Source organism: Paenibacillus sp. FSL L8-0641 (genome assembly GCF_038006265.1).
Lineage (GTDB): Bacteria > Bacillota > Bacilli > Paenibacillales > Paenibacillaceae > Paenibacillus > Paenibacillus polymyxa_D.
The window spans coordinates 4,366,422-4,390,525 of record NZ_JBBOUW010000001.1 but is presented as its reverse complement, the minus strand read 5'-3'; the positions used below and the strand labels follow the sequence as shown (position 1 = coordinate 4,390,525).

Sequence of the window (24,104 nt, the reverse complement as noted above, 5' to 3'; positions counted from 1 at the left end):
ACCTCCCGAATGGGGCGCATGGCTAGGCCATGTGCTCGTTCGGGAGGTTTTATATGTTTAAGCTACTCTATTCAGCAGGAAAACATGCAAGGCATGTCTGTCCCTTTTAACGTATTGTTGTGGATGTAGGGCGCAGTTGGGCTAAATCAAACGAAGGTACCAGCCCTTCCTGCGCGGCACGACCGAGCAAAGCTTCGATGGCGGCATATCCGCTGTCGCCCAGATTGGCGGTAAAATCGTTAACGTATAGGTCGATATGCGATTGGGCGACATCAGGTGAAAGCTCCTGCGCATGAGACAATACATATCCACGCGAAGCTTCGGGATGCTGCCAAGCGTATTCGACAGAGGCGCGTATCCAGTTTGTGATCGCATCCAGATCCAGCGTACGGCGGGCAATAATAGCTCCGAGCGGGATCGGCAGCCCTGTATCTTCTTCCCACCAGTTCCCCAGATCGACTTGCTTACTAAGCCCGTAGGACGGATACGTGAACCGTGCTTCATGAATAACTAGTCCGGCATCTATCTTTCCGTCACGGACAGCAGGCATAATTTGGTCGAACGGCATCACGACGATCTCGCCGACACCCCCAGGCACATGCTTGGCCGCCCACAGGCGGAACAGCAGATAGGCAGTGGAACGTTCACTCGGAACGGCTACACGCTTGCCGGACAGGGCTTCCGGGCCTTTGACGGTGGAACCTTCCTTGGTCAGCACGAGTGGCCCACAACCCCGGCCCAGTGCGCCCCCACAAGGCAGCAGGGCATATTCATCCAGTACCCAAGGGAGTGCAGCATACGAAATTTTCATGATATCCAGTCCGTCTGGTGTGATCGCCAGATTGTTGGTGATGTCGATATCGGCGAATGTAATGTCCAGCGCGGGTGCGCCCGGAATCAAACCATGCGCCAGGGCATGGAAGACAAAAGTGTCGTTGGGACAAGGTGAAAAAGCAATTTGCATCTATATAACCTCCGTTAATGTAGAAAATGCGGCTTCCAACGCTTGCAAAGCCTCTTTGATTCGCCAGGCTGCACGGTCACGTGGACCGACAGCATTGGAAATCGTGCGGATTTCCATCGTCGGCAGTTCTAGCCTATTTGCCGCCACGGCCACGCCGTAGCCTTCCATCGCTTCGGCAGCAGCTCCAGGAACGCGTTTGGCCAGCCGTTCCGCTGTTGCCGCCGTACCGGTGGCCGTAGAGACGGTCAGGATCGGCCCCGCGACAGCCGTCTGTCCGGCGGCACGCAACGCCTGAACCAATCGCTGCGCGATGGCAACGTTCACGGCAATTCGGCTTGAGCCGAAACCTAGCTCGTCCACGCTGCTGAAGCCCTCTGCCGTCTCGGCCCCCAGGTCGGCGGCAATGATCGCGTCAGCAACAACGACGCTCCCCAATGCAGCGACCTCTGCGAAGCCGCCACCAATTCCGGCGCTGATGACCAGACGGTAGTCACCAGCCGCCGCCAGTGCTAGCGCGGTTGAAGCCGCCGCGGACGGTGCGCCCACGCCAGCTAGCTCGACCACAAAACGGGTGTCGCCTTTCAGGCCCCGCAGTACAGCTTCCCGTTCGCCTTCAACCGCGGTCATAACCAGGATGCGCTCATCTGATGTTGTATGCTCCATCGGTTGATTCCCCTTTAAATTTAGGTAATATGCTCCCTTATCATACTGCTTTTCGAAACGATGTTCAAAAAAGGTCGACAAAAAAAGCGCTCTGAGGCGCTTTTTGAAAAAACTGCAAGATTCAGCAGATATGAAAATCGGTAGTTGTAAACATAAAGCAATTCTAATCTGGAAGAACAGCGCAGGCATAGCATATAATAATTATATCGGCTGATCCTTTGTGATTAGCTGAAACATGGTAATATTGCGGTCATAATGGCTTGGGGTTCCATCTTGATTGCGCACCCGAATCATCTCGCTACTGAATAACTCGATATATCCACAGCCAATCTCACAGTATACACCTGTAGGGTCCTCTTGCCAGACCGTAACGAGGTGTTGAGACAGCGCTGCGGTGAAAAATTCGATGTTTTTTTGCAGTACGCGTGGCGTTTTCTTGGGTTCCATAACGTAAATCCTCCCTATATCATGCCATTTGAAAATCAGCAATTGAATGTGGCTTCTAAGTGGTTACTACACATCATAACGAACATAAACAACTGAAAAAGAAACGGTTCTTCAATCTACTCTATGAAACAGACGTAAACACTGTACCGCTTAATGCTATTTTTGTAAAGCATCCGAATGACCTTTTCAAATATCCAGTTTGTGTTTACACACATTTTACATTGCGTTTACACTACTGTGATGCTAGTGCGTTTCATCTAATAGTACAATAAAGGGTAACTATACTGCATGAATTGATGGAGGCCATATGTTGATAGAGAGTCAGAATAAGGATAAAGCCGGGTCAGAACGTTACTTTAACCGAGATTTAAGCTGGATTGAATTTAATCGCCGTGTGCTTCAGGAAGCTCAGGATGCAGATACACCGTTGCTGGAGAGAGCCAAATTTTTGGCGATTGTATCTAGCAATTTGGATGAGTTTATGGCTGTTCGTGTTGCAGAGACGCGCGAGAAAATCAAGGCGGGTTTTATGCAAAAGGATTTTACGGGATATACCCCCTCCGGTTTGTACAAACGCCTGATCAAGCGTACTGTCTCGATGGTATCGGAACAATACCGGACCTATCGTGATATTTCCCGCCTCTTGACGAAAAAAGGTCTTTTACTGCTCGAATATGAAGACTTAAATACGACACAGCGCAAGTCGCTGGATGCATATTTTCATGAAATTATATTTCCGGTGCTCACGCCGATGGCGGTCGATCAGAGCCGTCCTTTTCCACTCGTTCACAATAAATACGTATATTTAGCGGTCGTTTTGAGACGTCCGGGGGATACGGAGGAGGATAAACCGCTTTTTGCCATTGTGCAGGTGCCTTCGAATATTCCACGTGTGGTTACAGTGCCGTTACGTTCCAATAGCAAGAAGAAATCATTTATTTTAATTGAGGAACTGATCAAGCATCATATCCAAACGCTGTTCACTGGGTATATCCCAGAGGCCGTTCATGCTTTTCGTGTGACACGTAACTCCGATTTATCCATTAATGAAGAAGAAATCGAAGATTTGCTCGAAGAGATTGAAAAAGAGCTGCGTCGAAGACGACGGGGCGCGCCAGTAAGATTGGAAGTAGAAAAAGGGATTCATCCCTATGCCCTGATGGAGCTTCAACGCGAATTCAAGCTGTTCGACCATGTTTTTGAGGTGGACGGGCCGTTGGATCTGACATTTTTATCGTCTTTTGCCGATCATTTGGAAGGGTATTCGCATTTGAAATTCCCGGCAATCAAACCACTGTATCCGGAAGAACTGCCCCCGCAGGAGGATATTTTCAACGTACTTCGCAAACGGGACGTGCTCGTGTATCATCCGTATGAATCATTCGATGCGGTAACTGATTTTATCATTGAGGCATCAGAGGACCCGGATGTGATGGCAATCAAAATGACCCTGTACCGTGTCAACGGGGAATCGAAGCTGATTCCGGCATTGGCACGTGCGGCCGAATCGGGCAAGCAGGTAACAGTGGTGGTGGAGCTGAAAGCCCGTTTTGACGAGGAACGTAATATTGCCTGGGCGCGTACGCTTGAAAAAGCAGGCTGTCACGTAGTGTATGGGTTGGTTGGCTTGAAGACGCACGCCAAAATCATTCTTGTCATACGCCATGAGCGCAACGCACTCAAACGATATGTGCATGTAGGTACAGGCAATTATAATGAAAGCACGGCGCGTGTGTATACGGATATCGGATTGTTTACGTCGGATCCAGTACTTGGTGAGGATGCCTCCGAACTGTTTAATGAAATCACGGGATTCTCTGCGCTCAAGACTTTGCAAGCTTTTACGGTGGCTCCAACGGGAATGAAGAACAAGCTGTTTGAACTCATCCGTAGGGAAGCAGAGCAAGCATTGGCAGGTAAGCCCGCCCGGATTATTGCCAAGATCAACTCCTTATCCAATCAGGAGATGATCGATGAACTATATGCGGCTTCCCAAGCAGGTGTGAAGATTGATCTTATCATCAGAGGGGTCTGCTGTTTGCGTCCCGGTGTGGAAGGATTCAGCGAGAATATACGTGTCATCAGTATTGTAGACCGCTTTCTGGAGCATTCCAGATTGTTTTATTTTGAAAATGGAGGGAAATCCGAGTTATTTCTGTCCAGTGCGGATTGGATGACGCGCAATTTGACCCGCCGAATTGAACTGATGTGCCCGATTTATGATGACGGGATCAAAGAAATGCTGGCAGATATTCTGCATTTATCGTTAAGGGATAATGTGAAGGCGCGCCAGCTTTTGCCTAATGGCAGCTATCAATTTGTGTCCAGAAACGACAAAGAGGCTCCCATCAGGAGCCAATCTGAAGCGATGAAGGTTAGAAATTGGAAGAAGGTAGAATGGACCACGACAATGTGAGGTTCCACGCCTTTTGGAAATCTTTCGCAACGGATTCTAGTTCTCGTTGTTCTAATATGGGTTCACTCTTGCTTTCCAAACGAAGATGCATTGCGTCATCCCCTGTAGTAGGATTGATGCTGGTAATCATTCCGGACTCACTCCGATCCATGCCAATCGCGAGCTGGAGCAGCGAGCCGAGCCGATGTACACGTTCCTCGTCGGAAGGCTCCAAAATATCCGCATGTGTGCGTAGCAAACGGGGGGTCCGGTTCTTGGGATGGTAATCCGCGATCAACGCGGCTAGTACCGTTTCCCTATGGGATAGACCGCCAATGCCTGCATGTAAGATCCAGAACACGGAATTCTGGCGAAAATGATAGTAATTCAAGGCAGCTCCCGTTTTGTAAAGAGTTGCTGCGGTCAGTAACAAACGTTTGTCCATAGCAGCTGAGGTTCCGCTAGCTAATGTGTCATAGAGCCGGACGGCGTACTCGTTAACCCGCTTGACATGCGCTTCGCTAACCGGGACAGCAAACGAAAGGATATTGCGAATGGATGTGATAAGCGGATTAGCTACCACGGGCTGTTCAGCGTTGACCAGCTCATGAAATAGGCCGTCTCGCAGACCCGCTCCACTGACCAGATACGCGGAGCCTTGAGCAGCTTCAAATATCGTTTTCAATATAATAAGACCCGGTACAATGATGTCGGCTCTGTCCTTGGACAGGCCGGCTGTTTTTTTGCGTTTTTCATAGGGAAGATGGGGCAGACTGCCATAGAAGTAATCGACATCTTCTATCGTCATTTCGTAATGGTGCGTCACAGGAAGTGAGTAATCCTGCCGCTTCTGATTGATTTTAGCCAAAGTACGCAGGGTCCCACCTAGCCCGATGAATGGCAGATCCGGATTGGAGAAGATCCAATCATGATTTTGCAGTGAAGAACGGACAAAGCTCTCCATTTCCTCAATCTGCTGAGGAGACCATTCGCCATTCTTGACCTCACGTCCAAAGCGCCAGTTCATATTGACGGCGCCAAAGGGAAATGACACCGTATGCAGTCGCTTTCGATCGCGGAACAGCGTAATTTCGGTACTGCCACCCCCGATGTCAATGATGATTCCATCACTCACATTCATAGTGTTCACTACACCCAGAAAACCGGCATAGCCTTCTTGCTCTCCGCTCAGTATTTCCAGTGTTAAATTTGTCTCCTCCGCAATCCATTGGACGATTTCGTCCGAATTCGTGGCATTGCGGATGGCTGCTGTTGCTGCTGCACGCATACGGACAACCCCGTGCATATGGCATACCGCCATAAATTGGCGCAACAATGGAGCGATGCTTCGAATCGCCTCCCGTTCCATACGGCCGTTGGCCCCAACCTTTTCGCTCAGTCGGGCAGCTTCTTTGCATTCCTGCACAATGCGATAGGCTCCTGTCTCTGTCATTTCATAGATCACCAGACGTATGGAGTTTGAGCCAATGTCCATGATGCCAATTTTGCTATTCATGAGTTGACCTCCTTGTTGAAAAACGATTTGGCGGTAAATTCCGCTGTTCCGTGCAAATGGTAGTAGATTATTGTCATTGTACCAGTGATATTCGGTGCATGCTACCGTTCGCCATGATCTTGTCGAAATAGACACATGCCGCGGACAATCATCCAAGAATAGAACATTCCTGTTGAGTATGTATAAGTATACCTGACGGCGAAAGGAGAGGGTTAGATGAGACAACTTGCAAGCAAATGGCTAAAGACGAAGGCGCTGCTCCACCATCCACATACCGCCGTTTATATACCGGAAACCTGTCTATATAGTGAAGATCAATTGCGCATGATGCTGCGGCGGCATGCTTTTGTGTTTATAAAACCTGTAAAAGGAGGCGGAGGAATCGGAGTCATGCGTGTGGCAAAGGAGCGTAGGGGATACACCTGCACGCGTATGGAGCACACGCACCGGTTCAGTCATTTTAGAGCACTTGTAATCGGAATCCATAAGCTCCGAATCCAACGCCCATATCTCATTCAACAAGGGATCCAACTGGCAAGTATTCAAGGTAGACCTGTCGACTATCGAGTCAAAGTTGTGAAGGAAGGGCAGAGATGGGATTTTCGTGCGGTAGTTGCACGTCATGCTCGTCCCGGACTGGTCATTACGAATCTGTGCAGAGGGGGAACTTTGCTGAAGGGAACAGATGCGCTTCGAATGATATATCCCCGGCGGCTTGCTACGCGAAAGCGGCGAGAGATCATTGAACTTACACAGCGCTGTATTCCTGTGCTGGAAAAAAGGTTTCCTGGGATTGGACAACTAGGATTTGATTACGGGCTTGATCAGAATGGAAGGGTATGGATTTTAGAGGTTAATACAAGACCTCAATAAATTTCTGTTTTCTTCAATAAAATCCCAATTTAATCTATTAACAAGACGCTAAATATAATATATTTGTATAAATAATAAAAATATTTTTTTTGTGTTCAAGCTTCAAAATTCTGTGTATAAATATTGTCCACATTATCCCCTGTCACATATAAGGGTTAACGACACTTACCAACAATTTATACACAGGATTTCCACAATTGGCTGTGGATAACAGAACGCTTGTTCCGTTTTTGGTATTTTGATAGAATAGATTTTGAAATAAAAGGAAAGGTTGTGTCGAGGATGGCTATGCTGACGGATGAGATGCTTTTGGATTCCTATCAGATGGCAATCGAGCTTAAACTTGAATGTGACTTCATTGCACTGTTGCTGGCTGAAATTCACAAAAGAAATCTAGAGATGAATACAGCCGTAGTCCTTCATTAGACCGGACAAGCTCTCGTACTGCGACTGTAAAGTCATTCAGGGTTCGAATGGCTTTACAGACAATCACTGCAACGAATAGGCACACCGTAAAAAAGGGTATTTCACTCCAAACATTCAAATTTGGAGTAAAATACCCTTTTTTGTCATAGTCTAAACTAGACTACAATTTCATGTTACTGCTGTGACCAGGAGACAACTTGGCATCTGGATCTACATAGACCTTGGCGTTGTTGACTGCCGTAGGGGCTTCACCAAAGCCGACCGCAATCAGCTTGAGCTTGCCTGGATAGGTTGTAATATCTCCTGCGGCGAAAATGCCGGGAATATTGGTTTCCTGGCGAGAATCGACCACGATGGAATTACTTTCGATTTCAATTCCCCATTCAGCAATCGGGCCAAGTGTGGATACAAATCCAAAGTTAACGATCACATCGTCCACTTCGATTTCCTGTGTTTCTTTGGTTTTTACATGAGCAAGAGTGACTTTCGTAATCGTGTCTTCTCCATGCAATTCTGTAATTTCCGTTGGTGTAATAACATTTACTTTGGATGCCAGGAGGTTTTCGACACTGTGTTCATGCGCACGGAATTTGTCGCGGCGGTGAATCAATGTAACCTGTTCTGCAATTGGTTCCAGCATGAGTGCCCAGTCTACGGCAGAGTCACCGCCACCACTGATTAGCACTTTTCGGCCTGCAAATTTGCTCAGGTCGCTAACAAAGTAATGCAGGTTCGTTTTTTCAAAATGTTCGGCACCTGGAAGCTCCAGTCTGCGCGGCTCGAAAGCACCAACACCAGCGGTAATAATAACCGCCTTACCATGATACTCGCCACCTTTGTCTGTTTTTACAATGAAGTGGCGTTCTTCTTTTTTCTCTAACGATACGACTTTCTCTTCTAGCTGCACTTCTGGATTAAAGTGGTTCATTTGTTGAACCAAATTGTTGACCAGTTCCTGTGCAGTTACTTTAGGAAAGCCAGCAACGTCATAAATATATTTTTCAGGATAAAGGGCTGCAAGCTGGCCGCCCAGTTGGGGCATACTTTCAATTAAGGTGACGGATGCCTGACGCATTCCTCCGTAAAAAGCGGCGAAAATACCGGCTGGACCGCCTCCAATAATGATCAGATCGCGGATCTCCGCGCCTGTGGATTGAGTTGTCACTCTAAAAACACCTCCGAAAGGGATAGTATGGAATTTGTAATTATTGAATCAGCCGCATAGAGGTTCAGATAGCCGCCGAACGCATGATTCACTGTTTATCATTATAAACTGCCAGGTTCCGCTTGCAAAGTTAAAGCTATTAATATTTGATGAAGACTTTTTTGTGAGTGTAAATTAACCGTTTTGAGAGAACAGCTTCGAATAATTATGTATATCGGAAGGGGTAAAAGCATGAGCAGTATTCCCAAAATTGTCATTGTGGGCGCCGGATATGGCGGTATATTGACGGCTCAGCAATTGCAAAAGGAGCTCAAGCACAATGAGGCGGATGTCACGCTGATCAACCGTCATGATTACCACTATATTACGACACATCTTCATATGCCTGCGGCAGGTACGGATACGATTGAGCATTCAAGGATTCCGATTGCGCAGCTAATCGATGAGTTCAAGGTGGATTTAGTCAAAGGAACGGTTAAGGAAATCATACCAAAGGAGAAAAAAATCGTGCTGGAGGACGGCTCGCTGTCCTATGATTATTTGGTCATTGGACTAGGCGGGGAGCCAGAAACATTTGGCATTCCGGGGATGGATAAGTTTGCGCTGACGATTCGCAGTATTAACTCCGTTCGCCTGATTCGGGAGCATATTGAATACCAGCTGGCCCTGTATAAAAATGATGGTAAACCAGGTCGCCTCAATTTCGTCGTAGGGGGCGCCGGTTTTAGCGGCATTGAGTTTGTGGCGGAGTTGGCGGATCGTTTGCCACAGCTGGCTAGAGCTTATGACATCGACTTTAACCGGATTCAAATCATTAACGTCGAGGCAGCTCCTACGGCACTGCCGGGGTTTGATCCTGAACTGGTGGAGTATGCGATGGATGTCCTTAAGCGTAAAGGGGTCACCTTCCGCATTGGAATTCCGATTAAGGAATGCTTGCAGGATGGTGTAATCGTTGGTGAGGGTGAGAAAATCGAAGCCTGCACGGTGGTCTGGACGGGAGGGATTCGTGGAAACGGATTAATTGAGAAAGCTGGATTCGAAGTGATGCGTGGAAGGGTGAAAATCGACGATTTTCTGCGTGCACCGGGCCACGATGATATTTTTATTATCGGGGACAGCTCCTTGATGTTTAATCCCGAAGGACGCCCTTATCCACCGACTGCCCAAATTGCGATGCAGCAAGGGGTCCTTTGTGCCAAGAATCTGGCCGCTACTCTTCGCAAAAAGGAGCTGCACAAGTTCGTATTTTCCAATAAAGGGACGGTTGCTTCTCTTGGAAAAGGCGAAGCCGTCGCCGTGGTGGGCAAGCGCAAAATAAAAGGTTGGGTGGCCGCACAATTGAAAAAAATTGTCGATCTCCGCTATCTGTTCATCATAGGCGGAATTCCACTGGTACTGAAAAAAGGACGGTTTTTCTAAGGCCAGAAGGTTTCCATGACTCCTTGAAAGGAGCTTGGAGGCCTTTTTTATTTCAATGAACAAAAAAAGATATTGACTCATAACTATTTGACGTCGTATAGTATGATTACTAATTACAGAGGGGGAGCTTCACATTGAATTCTGATTTTAAAATCAATGCCGATCCCAAGAGAATACATTTATTGACTGAAAAGTTTCCAAATGTGGACTCCCAATCGTTGAATACGTGGGTACTTTTCGTGCAGGCAGCACATGAAGTGTACAATGGAGTGTCTTCCAGACTCTCGGAATATGGGCTATCTGTAGGCAACCTGAAAATTTTAATGCCATTGTTTTTACATGAACGTGCATTGACTCCATCAGAGCTGGCTGAATATTCAGGGGTTACTCGTTCAACAGTAACCAGCGTAATTGATAAGCTGGAACGGGACGGCATCATCCGAAGAAGTACGCTGACGGATCGACGTATGACCGCGATCTCCTTGACTGATGAAGGAAAACAGTTAATGACGGAAAAAATTCCGATGTTCATCCAGCTTTTTTCGGATTTAATGAATGAATTTACTAAGGAAGATCATATTCTATTTGCTACGTTATTAAATAAGTTTTCTTCAGGACTTGAACGGATAAAACGGGAATAATCAAATTTCCCGGCTTAAATAGTTAGACGTCGTACTATCAGATTCCTTATTTGTTTTTGACTATTATTTTTTAACTATCATTGGCTAAATCATCATGAAGGAGAGTTTATTGCAATGAATAAAAAGATCATTGTGTACGTGCTACTTGTTGTTGCATTAGGTACCGGAGGTACGCTGATGGCAATGAGCGGCAAGGATGCTGTGAGTATGGCAGCCCAACAAAAAAACACACTGCTTACGGCAGATACCGTAAATGTTGCTTTTCAGGGCGTAGGGGGAAGAGTAAACACGATTGAGGTGAAGGAAGAACAACAGGTGAAAAAAGGGGATGTGCTCATGACCCTCGATCCTGTAGACCTTGATTTGCAAATTGAGAAATTAAAAACGGATATCGCACAGGCTGATGTGAAAATAAAACAGGCTAAAGACGGGCTGCAAAATCAGTCGGAGAAAATTTCAACTTCAGAAAAACAGGGACAATTGGACATTCAAGCCGCGCAAGCAGGAGAGTCCTTATTAAATCAAGGAACACGTGCGGAGGATATTCTAAGACAAAAGCTGGCTATTGAAGCAGCACAGCAATCGTTGGACGCAGCTCTGACAGGAGTAGAGACAGCCAAAAGGAATGCGGAAATCGCGCAAAAAACAGTATCATCCAGACAACAGGCTCTGGACTTGGCTAATGTGAATTACAACCGTATCAAAGCGTTATATGATGCTGGAGCTGGAACCAAAGCAGAACTGGATAACGCCAAAAACCAACTGGATAATGCCCAAATCGCGTTAGATACAGCTACAGATCAGGTTGAAGTTGCCAAAAACCAGATTATAGCGGCTAGCAAACAATCGGACATTGCTAAAAATGGGATCGCTCAGCAGCAAACCGCTTTGGATAAAATGGAGGCTGGCGCAACGGCTGAGGAACGCCAGCAGGCTCGTATCAAAACAGAAAAAGCCAAGGAAGCCTTGACTCAAACCTCGCAAACACGAAAAGATGTTAAGAATAGCGAATACAATGTGGATCTTCTGGCTCAACAAAAGCAGGCATTAAGTGTTCAACTCAAAACTTTGGAATTGCAGCGCGGACGTATGGTGCTGAAGGCATCCGCAGATGGTAAGGTGTCGCGTATTGTACCTAAAATGGGAGAGATCGTTTCTACGGGGGCAACGGGCGTCGTTATTGAAACCAATCAGCTATACTACGATATTTATGTGGGCGAGGATTCCATGTCACAGTTTAAAGCTGGGGGAAATGTGAATACGCACGTCGTAGCTTTAGATAAAGATGTCCAAGGCAAGGTGAGGTACATTACTTCTGCCCCTCAGTATACCAACATGAGAATGAGTCGGGACAAAGGTCTGTCGGATATAAGCTCCTTCCAAGTGCGGGTGGATGTCCAGCGAACATCTGAATTATTACCTGGAATGACGGTAGAGGTTGTGACGAAATGAAGGCGTTTATAGAAGAATGGAAGCTGATGATCAGTGGTAAGATGGTTTTTATCATGCTGCTCGTTCCTATCGTAGTAGCTGTAGCCTTTGGATTTGTTTTTAAAAATAATCAGCTTAACGATGCCTCTGTAGCTGTAGTCGATTTAGATCATAGCAGTTATAGCCGACAGCTTATTAATAAATTGGATGCATCGCAGTATATTGATGTACGCCATGTGCAAGAGAATGAAGCCGATCCGAATTTACTTTTATATAATGAAAAGTTTTTTGCGGTGATTTATCTTCCAGCTGGGTTGGAGGAAAATAGGATTAAAGGAGTTCAGAGCAACATCGGTTTTTATGTAGATAATACGGTAGGTCAGGCTACTGGAAATCTACGCTCGGCAGTCACAGAGATCATGGCGACGGAAAATGCGATGCTGGCTGGTGGTGGATTAAAGGGGATGGGAATGAGTGACAGCCAGGTTACAGGGCTTACTTCCAATATGCTGCTTCAGCAGCGCCTGTTATATAATCCTACCAATGCTACTTTGATGACCTCAGTTATGGGGTTCATTAATACGGTCATGATTTCACTGATGGGTGCTACTGTACTGACAATTGTCCCGCGATTGCGGGAGCAAGGAAGATTAAAAGAGGAGCTTCAGTTTTCGTATGGTTTGATTCTTAGGGTGTTGCCGTATGCGTTAGTAGGATGTGTGTCCTTTTACCTGTCCATTGGTTTACTTAAGCAAATTGGCGGACTACGCTTTGAAGCGAATGTATGGCAGCTCAGTATTCCATTTCTCCTGTACACGATTACGTTGAGTTTGTTTGCGATGGCTTTAGGGTGGAATGCGGCGAATCCGGGAAAAGCTTCCCCACGCCTCATGCTAATTATACTGCCTTCGTTTTTACTGAGCGGCGCTCAATTGCCAGTAGCTATGCTGCCTACATCGCTGCAATATATTAGTAATATTCTTCCATTGACCTGGCATTTCAAGTTTTTGAGAGGGATGGGCTTCAAAGGTGGGAGCTTAAAATATTTTATTCCCGAGTTGGGAGGCTTTTTGGTCTTACTAAGTGGTTTGCTGCTTATTATCTTTATCCTGATCGCTTTGGAGAAAAGAAAGCTGGCGAAAAGTGAGGATATATCCGTAGGGGTCGAGCCTGTGCTGCAATAAAAAAAGGATTCCGTCGTCCCGAAAGTGGGAGTTCGCGGAATCCTTAATTGTATGCTGCGATATGGTACTGACGGTTGTGCTTTACAGCTTTAACATGTCTTCAAATGTCTCTTCATTCAACACGCTGCCGACATAGAAGGAGCCGAATTCACCGTAACGGGCACTGACTTCATCAAAACGCATTTCGTAGATTAGCTTCTTGAACTGAAGTGCGTCATCGGAGAACAGTGTTACGCCCCATTCCCAATCGTCAAAGCCGACGGAACCGGAAATGATTTGTTTTACTTTGCCAGCATAGCTGCGTCCAATTAAACCGTGGCTGCGCATCAAGGTGCGACGCTCGTCCATTGAAAGCATGTACCAGTTATCGTTCAGATCACGTTTTTTGTTCATTGGATAGAAGCAAATATAACGAGCCTTGTTTAATACAGGCTTCAAGCGTGCGACAATTTGTGGATTTTGCATAGGATCTTCATCTTTGCTCAAATAATTGCTCAGTTCCACCACACTCACATAAGAGTAGGTTTTAGTTGTATATTTGGCGAAGGTTGTTTTGTTAAAATCATTTTCCAGTTTATTGAGGTCTTCCAGCGTTTCGCGCAGGTGCATCATGACAAAATCAGCCTTTTGTCCGACTACAGTATAGACAGCTGAGCTGCCCAGACCCGCTTCCTCGGTAACGTTCCATTCCTTCATAAACTCTTGAAGCTCGTCCAGTGCTCCGGCGCGCTCTTCATCGTCTGCGGTCTTCCATGCTGTCCAGTTGATGGACCGAAAATCGTGAAGCGCATACCAGCCTTCCAGTGTGGAGGCTACTTCGTTAGGTGTTGCTGGGGTTTGTTGAGGTTGATGTTGACTCACGATCTACACTCCTTTACGATCTGTAAATGGTAATCGGCTTAGCCGAAATATGTGTACTTCCTAATATCATTCCTGTATCCAATACGTGATACTTAACCATTATATTGTAGCTCAAAGTAAAGCTTTTCACCAATGAAAGAAGTGTGAAGAATTTTATTTTTACCATGATGCAGGTCACAAAGTCATAAAATAGTTAGTATTCTCGAAAAAAGTAGAACTCAGACGAATACGGCTGCCAAAAAGGAGAACAATTGCCCTTATTTTGTTGGTCCCACCAGAAGGCAAGTATGATAGAATAGAAAAACATCTTGGAGACCGTTATGTCAGGAAAGGAAGAATGTTGGAATGCGGATGAAAAACCTGCTGCACTATACTGAGAACCACCGCTACTGCGTTTATCGGGAATTTGGCTTGAGCGCACTGGATGAATTGATGCTGGGAAGCGTCTATCAGCCGATGGTAGGCGCATTTGCGGTCAGTCTGTATCGACTGTTGTTCCAGCATGTGCCAGTCGGACAAATCGGTTATTCGCCGTTGGAACAGCAGCGTCGCCTTTTTCTGACACTGGGACTGGAACCGAGTGAGAAGGGACGCAAGTATTTGATTGAACAGACCTCCAAACTGGAGGCCGTCGGTCTGTTACAGACGTCCAGGCTGTATGCACCCGAAACGGACGACTATATGTATGAATATGAGATGCAGCCGCCGCTCGCACCTGCTGAATTTTTCAGAACACAGCATCTCACCCTTTTGTTGAGAGACAAAATCGGTAAGTTTGCAGTGCTTTCTCTGAGAGAATCATTGTGGAGCAGAGAATCTAGCGAATGGTCGCAATCTTCCTATAATAAAGAGAATATTTCGATTCCATTTTATGAGTTATTTGAACTGAATACCCATGTTATAGATTATGAATTGGAGCAGGCGTTGTCCGAGGTGTCTACTAGCCGTCAGACTGGACCACTTGCGTCAGAATCGGAGGAAGCATTGAATTATGCAGATATTATTCTCCGTTTTCCGCGTGAATCTGCCAATCGTAAGCACGTGGAGCGTCTTCGGTTTGAGCACGAGCAGTTAGGCATGGTCAATTACGTTGTTCGCAAATTTGATCTTTCTGTACAGGATATTAGCCGCTTGCTGGATGAGGATGGTATTTTCACCGAAGCAGGCGACTTGTTGCTCGACGAGCTTCAGCTTCGGGCTAGCCAGCACTCCAGACAGGATCGCAAGCGTCAGGAGGAGCAGCAGGTTCAAGCCGCCAAGGTAGTTGCTTTGCGCCAAAGGGAAGCTTCCACATCTGAAGAGCCGCCTGCAGAGCAAGCTGTGGAAATGGAATTTTATGTGGAGGTTCCCCCACAATTCACAGCCAAGTGTGACATTCACCAATATAATATGATGTTGCGCAACGAGCCTTATCGCCGTTTGCTGCAAACCTTTTTCCCCGGCACGGTTCCCGGTAACCTGCTGGATATATTCGAGAAAATTGATATCAGCTATAAGCTGCCAGGCGAAGTCATCAACGTGCTGATCCATTATTTGATGTCACTGCTCGTATCCGGGAGCGATCAGCGGATTAACCGCAACTTTGTCGAGGCCGTTGCTTCCAATATGCTGCTTAAGCAGGTAAACACTTACGAGAAAGCCGTTCAATATATAAGGGATCAAGCTAAGGTAAAAGGAAAACAGTCCTCTGCTTCTCCTTCCGGCGGTCGATCCCGCGCGTATGCCAAAAATAACGGGCCAGCCAAGCCATCCATTCCAATCGTTCAAGATCAACCTTCCGAGGAGTCTGTATCTGAGGAAGAATTGGATGAACTGCTGCGTCTGGCCGAACGAATGCAATCCGGTAAACAGAAAAAGGTGTAGGTAGATTTTAAGGTATCCATAACTCTGCACTTTTTAAGAAAGGAGGAGCGTTCTTGGAATCACTGGGCGATTTGCTGCAGCAGATGCAGAACCCTTCGTTTCGCCAGCGCACTCGCAATGTAGCCGATCAGGTTCTAAATGATCCGCTCGTGCAGGAGTTTTGTGCTGCGCATCCTGATGTGGACGAAACACAATTGCGACTCAACATGAGCATGCTCTTTCAGTATGCCCGAGATCGTCGAAATTGCGACAATTGTCCGGGACTGGAACGGTGTCCTAACGATTTTCAGGGCCACTTTTGCAAGCTGGGCGTGGAATATCCGAATGGAACTGCTGAAATTGTAGACATTCGGACCCCATGTGCGAAGCAGATTGCTTCCCAACATGAGCAACGGGTGCGTGAGCGAATTAAAAGCTTCTATGTGGATGAACGCGCACTTCTGGAGGGATATAACGCCCTTGAAATTGCGCGTAAAGATTCACAACGCATGCCTGCCGTCACACAGCTATTCCGTTACATTGAAGAAACGAAAAGTCAGGGTCTATCCAAAAAAGGACTGTATCTGGAAGGTACGTTTGGTACGGGTAAAACTTTTTTGATGGGCTATTTATTGCACGAGTTGGCCCTGTCGGGTCTGAACGGTGTGATCGTGTATATGCCTGATTTTGTGGAGGACTTAAAGTCCATGATCCAGGATGGGCAGAAGCTGAAGGAAACGACCGAAATGCTCAAAAATTGTGATCTGCTTGTATTTGACGATATTGGTGCCGAAAACTTAAGCCCGTGGGTACGGGACCACGTGATGGGCTCTATTTTGAATTACCGAATGAACCGCAAACCTACTTTTTATACTTCCAATTATTCTTTGCAGGGACTGGAGAAGCATCTCAGCTTTACGAGCAAGGATGGAGAGGAAATGTATAAAGGACAACGCTTGATGGACCGGATTCGTCCTTTTGTAGATGTCATTACCGTAAAGGGAAAAAATCAGCGGGGGTAAGCGTTTATCCGTCTGCTATTTCGATATCTTACAATTAAAAGACTATTGTGATATAATTAAAAGGTGTCGAAACAGACATTACAGGTTATAATAATCTTGACTTTTCTATAAAGGAGGAACATACAATGGCAATTGTTAACGTGTCCGATCAATCCTTCAACGCAGAAGTCGAAGGCACAGGAACCGTTTTGGTTGATTTTTGGGCGCCATGGTGCGGTCCTTGCAAAATGATCGCTCCTATTCTGGAGGATCTGTCCACAGAAGTTGGCGACAGCGTCAAAATCGCGAAGGTGAACGTGGATGAAAATCCAGAGTCTGCTTCCCGTTTCGGCGTGATGAGTATTCCGACCCTGATCGTTTTCAAAGACGGACAGCCTGTTGATAAAGTGGTAGGTCTGAACTCCAAAGAAGCGCTGAAAAGCATGCTTACTAAACACCAATAATCATTGCATGTGACCCATGCTCCCGCGGGGGCTTGGTGGAGCGGCCATGAAAGGTCAATGCCTCCGGTTGTAAATACCGGGGGCGTTTTTGTGTATTATTCCTATATATTATAAGTAGTTAGTTGAGTAGTCATTAAGAATGGAAGGAGGAACCGGGCAAATGAAACCTTATGCGGAGGACTTGCAGAATCAGGAGAAGGCGCTGGAGAACATACGGCACAAATTAGCGTTACTGCCGGATGCATCAGGCTGTTACCTGATGAAGAATAGCGAAGGCACCATTATTTATGTCGGCAAGGCCAAAGTGTTGAAAAACCGGGTCCGTTCCTATTTTACAGGTAGCCATAACGGCAAGACGCAGCGACTGGTTTCCGATATTCGTGATTTTGAATATATCGTTACAGGCAGTAATATGGAGGCACTCATTTTGGAGTGCAACCTCATTAAAAAGTACCAGCCACGCTATAACGTGCTATTGAAGGATGATAAAACCTTTCCGTATTTGAAAATTACGAACGAGGCACACCCCAAGCTGGAGGTGACCCGTCGCGTTCTGAAAGATAAAGCAAAATATTTTGGACCGTACCCCAATTCCTACGCGGCACATCAGACGAAGAAGTTGCTGGACCGTATGTATCCGTTACGCAAGTGTGGTGTGATGCCCAAGGAAGTGTGTCTGTATTATCACATGCATCAATGTTTGGGGCCTTGTGTGAAAGAGGTCGAGAAGGAAACGTATGACCAGATTGGTCAGGAAATTGGTTCCTTTTTGAGCGGGGGACATGAGGAAATTAAAAAGGATCTTCAGCGTAAAATGCAGGAGGCCGCAGAGGAATTGTACTTTGAGCGGGCCAAGGAGTTGCGAGATCAGATTATCAGCATCGGCGCGATGATGGAAAAGCAGAAAATCACCACATCGGATGCGAAAGATCGAGATGTATTCGGTTTTTCAGTAGATAAGGGCTGGATGTGTGTACAGATCCTATATGTCCGCAAAGGTAAAATGATCGAGCGCCATATGTCGACTTTTCCTTTCTACGGTGAGGCTTACAGTGATTTTATGTCCTATGTGGCGCAATATTATAGTGACAACCCAGCAGTGCCGCAGGAAATATTGTTGCCGGATTCTCCTAAGCTGATGCAGGCGGAACAGGTCAATGTCGATCAACCGGTTGCGGCAGAAACTGCACTCTACAGTGCACCTACAGCCGATGTTACCGGACAGACAGATGAGAAAGCGATACAAACGGAGACAGAGCGTTCTGCTGACTCACTACTGGTGGCTGAAGAACAGGCAACTTATGCAGCGGCAACGAATCAAGATCAAGCTGGTGACCAAGATGCCGAGATAAAGGAAACAGAAACTCAACTATCCGGTGGACTGGAGGACCCAAGTACGGCGGCTCTCGCTCTGGCTGAATGGTTGGATGTAAAGGTACTTGTACCGCAGCGTGGACTGAAAAAGCAAATGACAGGCATGGCGACGGAAAATGCACGTGTAGCTTTGGATGAGAAGTTTAAGCTGATCGAGCGGGATGAGGAACGAACATCCAAAGCTGCAAGCAATCTCGGACGTGCCATTGGGCTGGATAGCTTGCACCGGGTGGAGGCGTTTGATAACTCCAACATCCAGGGTTCCGATCCAGTCTCAGCCATGATCGTGTTTATTGATGGCAAACCTGCCAAGAAGGAGTATCGAAAATATAAAATCCGTTCTGTGCAGGGACCCGATGATTATGAAACAATGCGTGAGGTTATCCGGCGTCGATATGAACGTGTGCTTAAGGAAAATTTGGAACGTCCCGACTTGATCGTTGTCGATGGTGGACGTGGACAAATTAAGGCGGCGACCGATGTATTGCAAAATGAGCTGGGTTTGTTCATTCCTGTATGTGGTTTGGTGAAGGATGCCAAACATAGAACATCCCAACTATTGGTGGGAGAATCCTCTGAGGCCGTGACACTTGCACGTAATAGCGAAGAATTTTACCTGCTGCAACGGATTCAGGACGAGGTTCACCGTTTTGCCATCACGTTCCACCGCGAGCAACGCGGCAAATCTATGGTAACTTCCCGGCTGGACTCTATTCCAGGCATTGGCGAGAAACGGCGTAAGTTACTGCTTAAGCATTTTGGATCGCTCAAAAAAATAAGAGAGGCCAGTGTCGAAGACTTCCGGCCTCTCTCTATTGGGGATAAGCTTGCGCGTCAGATTATAGCTGCCCTTCGGGAGGAGGAGTCGTAGAATGCGACTCCTCTTTTTGTATAGGTTCAAACATCATTCGATTTGGTTTTTTAGGACTAAACCAATAAATGATGTAACCCACGATGGCTGGAAGTAAGATCCAGAATAGACCAGCGCTCACATTCACAGTGTCTCCCAGACTTATCACACTAAGTCCCATTAGAATGCTGTCAAAAATAACGTGGCTGAACATAGCGGCAATAAAGCCGTAACGCAGGAACACAAAACTGAACAGCAAACCAAGAAAAGTCAGCTCAATAGGTCTGGAAATCACTGGATAGATCGGATAAAGTGTATGTCCCAGTGCCCAAATCAGCGTGGTGATCAGACAAGCAACAAAAGTATTTTTCACTATTTTTTTGACCATCGGAATACCAAACAGACGGTAGACAGTCTCTTCTCCAATACCTGCCATCCAGGCCATAATTGGCAGCAGCCATGGATAAGCCATATTGTAAGGGGATTGCGTGGCATCTGTTGTGGAGAATGTATTAAATGTGCGCTCCAGTATAAAGAATAAAATGGATTGTACCCCGAGTAAAATAAAGGCCCACAAGTAGCCGACATACATACTGCGAAGCACATACAGCCCGTAGCCCGGCTCTTTCGCACGTGGCCATGCATTCAGTCCAACCTGACGCATAAGTCCGTCACCGCCGACCAAGGAGAAGTAGAGCGCTACAGCCATGACGAAGGTAACACCAATCTGGAAAACCATAAGAAATATAAGCATGCCCTTACCGCCTGCTTCTGCTTGCAATAAAGGCAGCATGTTCATGGTCCCAGCTATACTAGCAATAAAGTATATAACGGATAGAACAATGCCGCGTACAAATGAAGTATGTCGTCGGGTGAGTGATGCATACACAATGGCAAGTACACCCAGCGCAAAGCTAAACAGGGCATAACCCGCATAGGTCATCCAATTCGCCCAAAATGTTTGCTTTTCGATATAATCGGTATAGGACGACGGGGCCGAAAAGCTTTGAGTGAAGGAGCGAACATCACCGTTTTCAAAAGTAAAAGCCAGTGTAAGTACCGAGGCGCCGATTTTTTTATCGTCTATGGTATACTTTAATCCGCCTTCTTGTTCAGTGGTCGCGAGCTTTAAATCCGCCGGCTTAAAGCCAAAGCGCTTCACCCATACAGCGGCCGCCTGCTCCTTGGCTTCAAGCGTCATGCCGTCCTCAGCCACACGTACAAGCCTGTTACGTGCTTGTTCATCCGTAGAAATATCAGCCTGCGTGTAATTGGTGCTGGAGGTGATCCGTTTAAAACTAACGACCTTCCCAGTGGATAAATCTACGTGAATTTGCAGCTTGCTCTTCGCTGAGGATTCAGGCAGATCGACCCGAAAGGTTTCGTAAGGGTAATTTTTCTTCCATGTACGGTCGTACTGTTGAAGCAGTTTTTCTCTAGATAAATAACCGTACAAATCTGTTTCGGCCTGATAGGTCACCAGAGGCTTCTCTGGCTGTGATTCAGTATATCCCAGCTCGGAGCGGGCGAAGTCCAATGCGTGTATAACCGCTTCTTGTTTGCTGATGACCTTTGCATTCATTACTGATTCTGGACTTGGATTGCTAAGCGAGGGAATAAGCAATTGAAAGATAAAAAAGCAAATCAGGCCAATCCCGCCCAGCAAGCCTAATTTTTTGAAGTTGGCCGTGAGCACGACCGGTTTCCCGATAGGATTCATGAGTTTCCTCCTTAATCTGTAAATAAGAACATCCATTAAAGATATCATACTGCACAGGTTCCCGCCAACAGACCAGCGATATTCATGAAAATAGAGTGAAAGCACTTTAAAGTTCCAATAAAATAAGATAAGCTGCGATTAAACGATGCCCATTCGCAAAATAAAGCCAATTTCACGTTTTTTCGACGAAATCGGTTTTGTGATCTGGATATAGAAGGATTATAATCTTGAGGCAATGCCTATAAAATACATAGGTAATGATATACAGTTGAGCCGAATTTCTATGGGAAAACGGGGGAACCATGTTACTGGGGTGAATTTTACAGCCGATCACTGGTGGATCGGAAGTGTAAATAGGGCATACTGTGCTGCCCGAATCCGTCAGCTAACCTCGTAGGCTATGAGCAGGAACCAAGTCAGGCACTCGGTTTTCCGGTGTCTTTTTTTGTGCGTATAAAAGTGTTTGGATTGGTTAGATAGACCGCTGCGGGTGCAGATTATTCTTCCGATTGCTGTTATCCCCGGATTTTTTGATTGTATACCCCCTTTAATGGTTAAAATCCGGAGATAAAGGCAAACGCTTCGCTTCTTCAGAACAATTCTGCCCCCTTCGCTACTGCCCGCCAATAGCACAGGGGGCCGAGTAGTGCTTGACATGCATTCTTCCTGTATTCAGGGAATGCTAATTATAGTTAACTAAGGTTTGGAAAAATCAAAAAATTCAGGGGCAACGACGATCGGAAGATCAAATGGAACGCGTAGCGAGCTTACACCGTATTAAATCACTGTTTTTATAGTTTTAAGGATTAGGAGAGAAGTGATGAATAGATGAATCCCAATGCAAGCTGGCTCCGGCTTTCTCCACCGCAGATATTCGTTGCGGGCTTTGCCATTATCATTCTAATAGGTAGTTTATTGTTAATGCTGCCGATCTCCAATACAACAGGAAAGCCACTTGCGTTTATAGACGCTTTGTTTACTGCCGCTTCCGCGACCTGTGTTACAGGGCTTGTCGTAAAGGATACGGGGACCTTTTTTACAACCTTTGGTCAAGTTGTTATCGTGGCGCTCATTCAGATCGGCGGCCTAGGCTTTATGACCATGGCTACCTTGATTGCACTGGTGTTCAAGCGTCGGATTTCCCTGCGGGAGCGTCTCATTTTGCAGGAAGCGATGAATCAGACTTCTGTAGAGGGAATTGTCGGGTTAATCCGTAAGGTATTACTGTACTCACTGGTTATTGAAGGCGTATGCGCTACGATATTCTCGGTTCGCTGGTCCTTTGATATGCCCGTAGGCAGGGCGATTTATTTTGGAATCTGGCATGCCATCTCCATGTTTAACAATGCTGGTTTTGATTTATTCGGTGAATTTCGCAGCTTGACAGGTTATGTATATGATCCGATTGTTAATTTTACAGCCATGTTTTTGATTATTTCAGGCGGCATTGGTTTTGTAGTGATGTCAGACCTGGCAGAATATCGCAAGCGCAAGAGACTGTCCTTGCATACCAAGGTGGTACTCAGCATGACGGGCGCTATGATTGTAGTCGGCACGCTCGTGATTTTTGTATTTGAGTTTACGAATCCGAAGACTCTCGGCTCGCTTGATTGGGGTGGTAAGCTATTGGGATCTTTATTCCAGTCCGTTACTCCCCGTACCGCAGGTGCCAATACCTTGGACATTGCAGGCTTGCGGCAGGCTACGCAGTTTTTTATCATCATACTCATGTTTATCGGGGCTTCTCCTGGCTCTACTGGAGGCGGGATTAAGACCACAACATTCGCCCTGCTCATTGGAGCGGTGATTTCGATGCTGCGGGGGCGGGAAGATATTGTACTGTTCAAGTACCGACTTGCGCAGGGACGAATTTACAAGGCTTTGACCATTACACTGCTGGGGTTGCTGTTCGTGATCGGGGTGACGATGATTTTGTCGGCAACCGAAGATCATCATTTTCTGATGATCTTGTTCGAGACGGTATCTGCGTTTGGTACGGTGGGGCTGTCGATGGGGCTTACACCTGATTTGACAGTCATAGGCAAGCTGGTGATTACCCTGACGATGTTTGCAGGTAGACTGGGGCCACTCACGCTAGCTTATGCACTGGGGCCGAAAAAGGGTAAAGAATTATATCGTCATCCGGAAGGTAAAATGATTATAGGATAAGGGAGTTTTCGAGTAGATATGAAGACGCAGCAGTTTGTAGTTATTGGCTTGGGGCGGTTTGGCTCAAGCCTGGCTTTGCAATTGGTGGATATGGGGTGCGAGGTGCTAGGCATTGACCGGAATGAGGATGTTGTGGACAGTATGAGTGAGATGTTGACACATACTGTCGTGGCGGACGCTACCGATGAAGACTCGTTGCGATCACTGGGCATCCGTAATTTCGATTGTGGCATTGTTGCTATTGGTGATGACATTCAGGTAAGCATCCTCACCGCCATTTTGCTGAAGGAGCTGGGTGTGAAAAAAGTCGTAGCCAAAGCCATATCTGTGCTGCACGGGCGTGCGTTAGAAAAGCTCGGTGTGGACCGGATTATTTATCCAGAACGGGATATGGGTATCCGGGTGGCTCACCAGCTAGTCACGCCTAATTTGCTCGATTATTTGGAGTTGTCTAAGGAATATAGTATTGTGGAACTCAATGTACCTGCATGTCTGAATGGCAAAACGCTAGCAGAGCTAAATGCCCGTACCCGCTTTGGTTGTAGCGTCGTGGCGCTTCATACGGCGAATGGTATCCTGATCGCACCGACGGCTATGGATCGATTAAAAGCCGACGATATTATGGTCATCATCGGCTCGAATGATAATATCGGCCGCTTTGAGGATGAGGTTGTTAATGTTAATGAAGAGGGCTAA

The 24,104-nt window shown here is 46.5% G+C and carries 20 protein-coding genes and 1 riboswitch; of the genes, 13 read left to right on the top strand and 7 right to left on the bottom strand.

The window, feature by feature from the left end; genetic code table 11:
* Positions 1-106: 106 nt before the first annotated feature.
* From MKY16_RS19865 to MKY16_RS19855, 3 genes are all read right to left on the bottom strand, one after another.
* Positions 107-964 (bottom strand): 1,4-dihydroxy-6-naphthoate synthase, encoded by an 858-nt coding sequence (locus MKY16_RS19865; RefSeq protein WP_340956754.1) that lies wholly within the window; start codon positions 962-964, stop codon positions 107-109.
* Positions 965-1,627, bottom strand: coding sequence for a futalosine hydrolase (locus MKY16_RS19860; protein ID WP_340956752.1), 663 nt, complete (start codon positions 1,625-1,627; stop codon positions 965-967).
* Between the two features lie 201 nt (positions 1,628-1,828).
* Positions 1,829-2,074 (bottom strand): hypothetical protein, encoded by a 246-nt coding sequence (locus MKY16_RS19855; protein ID WP_029518236.1) that lies wholly within the window; start codon positions 2,072-2,074, stop codon positions 1,829-1,831.
* A 307-nt stretch (positions 2,075-2,381) separates the two neighbouring features.
* Here MKY16_RS19855 and ppk1 point away from each other — a divergent pair, with 307 nt between their 5' ends.
* Entirely contained in the window at positions 2,382-4,490 is a 2,109-nt protein-coding gene (gene ppk1, locus MKY16_RS19850; protein ID WP_029518237.1) for a polyphosphate kinase 1, read from the top strand.
* Here ppk1 and MKY16_RS19845 read toward each other — a convergent pair.
* On the bottom strand, positions 4,450-5,985 hold the full coding sequence (locus MKY16_RS19845; RefSeq protein WP_029518238.1) for a Ppx/GppA phosphatase family protein: 1,536 nt from the start codon (positions 5,983-5,985) through the stop codon (positions 4,450-4,452). The two genes, ppk1 and MKY16_RS19845, sit on opposite strands and share 41 nt — an antisense overlap.
* Positions 5,986-6,201: 216 nt before the next feature.
* On the opposite strand from MKY16_RS19845, the gene MKY16_RS19840 reads away from it, so the two are divergent.
* Both MKY16_RS19840 and MKY16_RS19835 read left to right on the top strand, forming a co-directional pair.
* The gene (locus tag MKY16_RS19840) at positions 6,202-6,858 is read left to right on the top strand and encodes a YheC/YheD family protein (RefSeq protein ID WP_165148519.1); all 657 of its coding nucleotides are present in this window, start codon (positions 6,202-6,204) and stop codon (positions 6,856-6,858) included.
* Between the two features lie 282 nt (positions 6,859-7,140).
* A complete protein-coding gene (locus MKY16_RS19835) occupies positions 7,141-7,284 on the top strand; it encodes a sporulation histidine kinase inhibitor Sda (RefSeq protein ID WP_007431918.1) in 144 nt (47 codons plus the stop codon).
* 160 nt (positions 7,285-7,444) lie between these two features.
* On the opposite strand, the gene MKY16_RS19830 is transcribed toward MKY16_RS19835, so the two are convergent.
* Positions 7,445-8,449, bottom strand: coding sequence for an NAD(P)/FAD-dependent oxidoreductase (locus tag MKY16_RS19830; RefSeq protein ID WP_340933088.1), 1,005 nt, complete (start codon positions 8,447-8,449; stop codon positions 7,445-7,447).
* Between the two features lie 231 nt (positions 8,450-8,680).
* Between MKY16_RS19830 and MKY16_RS19825 the strand changes: the two genes are divergently transcribed.
* The 4 genes from MKY16_RS19825 to MKY16_RS19810 all read left to right on the top strand — a co-directional run bounded on the left by MKY16_RS19825 (position 8,681) and on the right by MKY16_RS19810 (position 13,127).
* Entirely contained in the window at positions 8,681-9,871 is a 1,191-nt protein-coding gene (locus MKY16_RS19825; RefSeq protein ID WP_025724040.1) for an NAD(P)/FAD-dependent oxidoreductase, read from the top strand.
* 134 nt (positions 9,872-10,005) lie between these two features.
* Complete coding sequence (locus tag MKY16_RS19820; protein WP_318628002.1) at positions 10,006-10,512, top strand: MarR family winged helix-turn-helix transcriptional regulator; 507 nt, start codon at positions 10,006-10,008, stop codon at positions 10,510-10,512.
* Positions 10,513-10,626: 114 nt separating this feature from the next.
* Positions 10,627-11,964, top strand: coding sequence for an HlyD family secretion protein (locus MKY16_RS19815; protein ID WP_340956750.1), 1,338 nt, complete (start codon positions 10,627-10,629; stop codon positions 11,962-11,964).
* Positions 11,961-13,127 carry an ABC transporter permease gene (locus tag MKY16_RS19810; protein WP_340956747.1) on the top strand — a complete coding sequence of 389 codons (1,167 nt, stop codon included), beginning with the start codon at positions 11,961-11,963 and terminating at the stop codon, positions 13,125-13,127. The genes MKY16_RS19815 and MKY16_RS19810 overlap by 4 nt, the downstream gene beginning before the upstream one ends.
* A gap of 81 nt (positions 13,128-13,208) precedes the next feature.
* Here the strand turns inward: MKY16_RS19810 and hemQ are convergent, their stop codons facing one another.
* Positions 13,209-13,988 (bottom strand): hydrogen peroxide-dependent heme synthase, encoded by a 780-nt coding sequence (hemQ, locus tag MKY16_RS19805; protein ID WP_307353281.1) that lies wholly within the window; start codon positions 13,986-13,988, stop codon positions 13,209-13,211.
* Between the two features lie 345 nt (positions 13,989-14,333).
* Between hemQ and MKY16_RS19800 the strand changes: the two genes are divergently transcribed.
* The 4 genes from MKY16_RS19800 to uvrC all read left to right on the top strand — a co-directional run bounded on the left by MKY16_RS19800 (position 14,334) and on the right by uvrC (position 19,540).
* On the top strand, positions 14,334-15,851 hold the full coding sequence (locus MKY16_RS19800; protein ID WP_069012623.1) for a DnaD domain protein: 1,518 nt from the start codon (positions 14,334-14,336) through the stop codon (positions 15,849-15,851).
* 53 nt (positions 15,852-15,904) lie between these two features.
* On the top strand, positions 15,905-16,852 hold the full coding sequence (gene dnaI / locus MKY16_RS19795; protein ID WP_029518246.1) for a primosomal protein DnaI: 948 nt from the start codon (positions 15,905-15,907) through the stop codon (positions 16,850-16,852).
* 125 nt (positions 16,853-16,977) lie between these two features.
* Complete coding sequence (gene trxA, locus MKY16_RS19790; RefSeq protein ID WP_010347861.1) at positions 16,978-17,295, top strand: thioredoxin; 318 nt, start codon at positions 16,978-16,980, stop codon at positions 17,293-17,295.
* A gap of 160 nt (positions 17,296-17,455) precedes the next feature.
* The gene (gene uvrC, locus MKY16_RS19785) at positions 17,456-19,540 is read left to right on the top strand and encodes an excinuclease ABC subunit UvrC (RefSeq protein ID WP_340956744.1); all 2,085 of its coding nucleotides are present in this window, start codon (positions 17,456-17,458) and stop codon (positions 19,538-19,540) included.
* Here the strand turns inward: uvrC and MKY16_RS19780 are convergent.
* Positions 19,509-21,239: a CPBP family intramembrane glutamic endopeptidase gene (locus MKY16_RS19780; RefSeq protein ID WP_340956742.1), complete on the bottom strand. Its 1,731-nt coding sequence runs from the start codon at positions 21,237-21,239 to the stop codon at positions 19,509-19,511. The genes uvrC and MKY16_RS19780 overlap by 32 nt on opposite strands.
* Positions 21,240-21,500: 261 nt before the next feature.
* Positions 21,501-21,654: riboswitch (cyclic di-AMP (ydaO/yuaA leader) on the top strand.
* A 413-nt stretch (positions 21,655-22,067) separates the two neighbouring features.
* On the opposite strand from MKY16_RS19780, the gene MKY16_RS19775 reads away from it, so the two are divergent.
* A complete protein-coding gene (locus tag MKY16_RS19775; RefSeq protein WP_029518249.1) occupies positions 22,068-23,408 on the top strand; it encodes a TrkH family potassium uptake protein in 1,341 nt (446 codons plus the stop codon).
* Positions 23,409-23,426: 18 nt separating this feature from the next.
* Entirely contained in the window at positions 23,427-24,104 is a 678-nt protein-coding gene (locus tag MKY16_RS19770) for a potassium channel family protein (RefSeq protein WP_023990146.1), read from the top strand.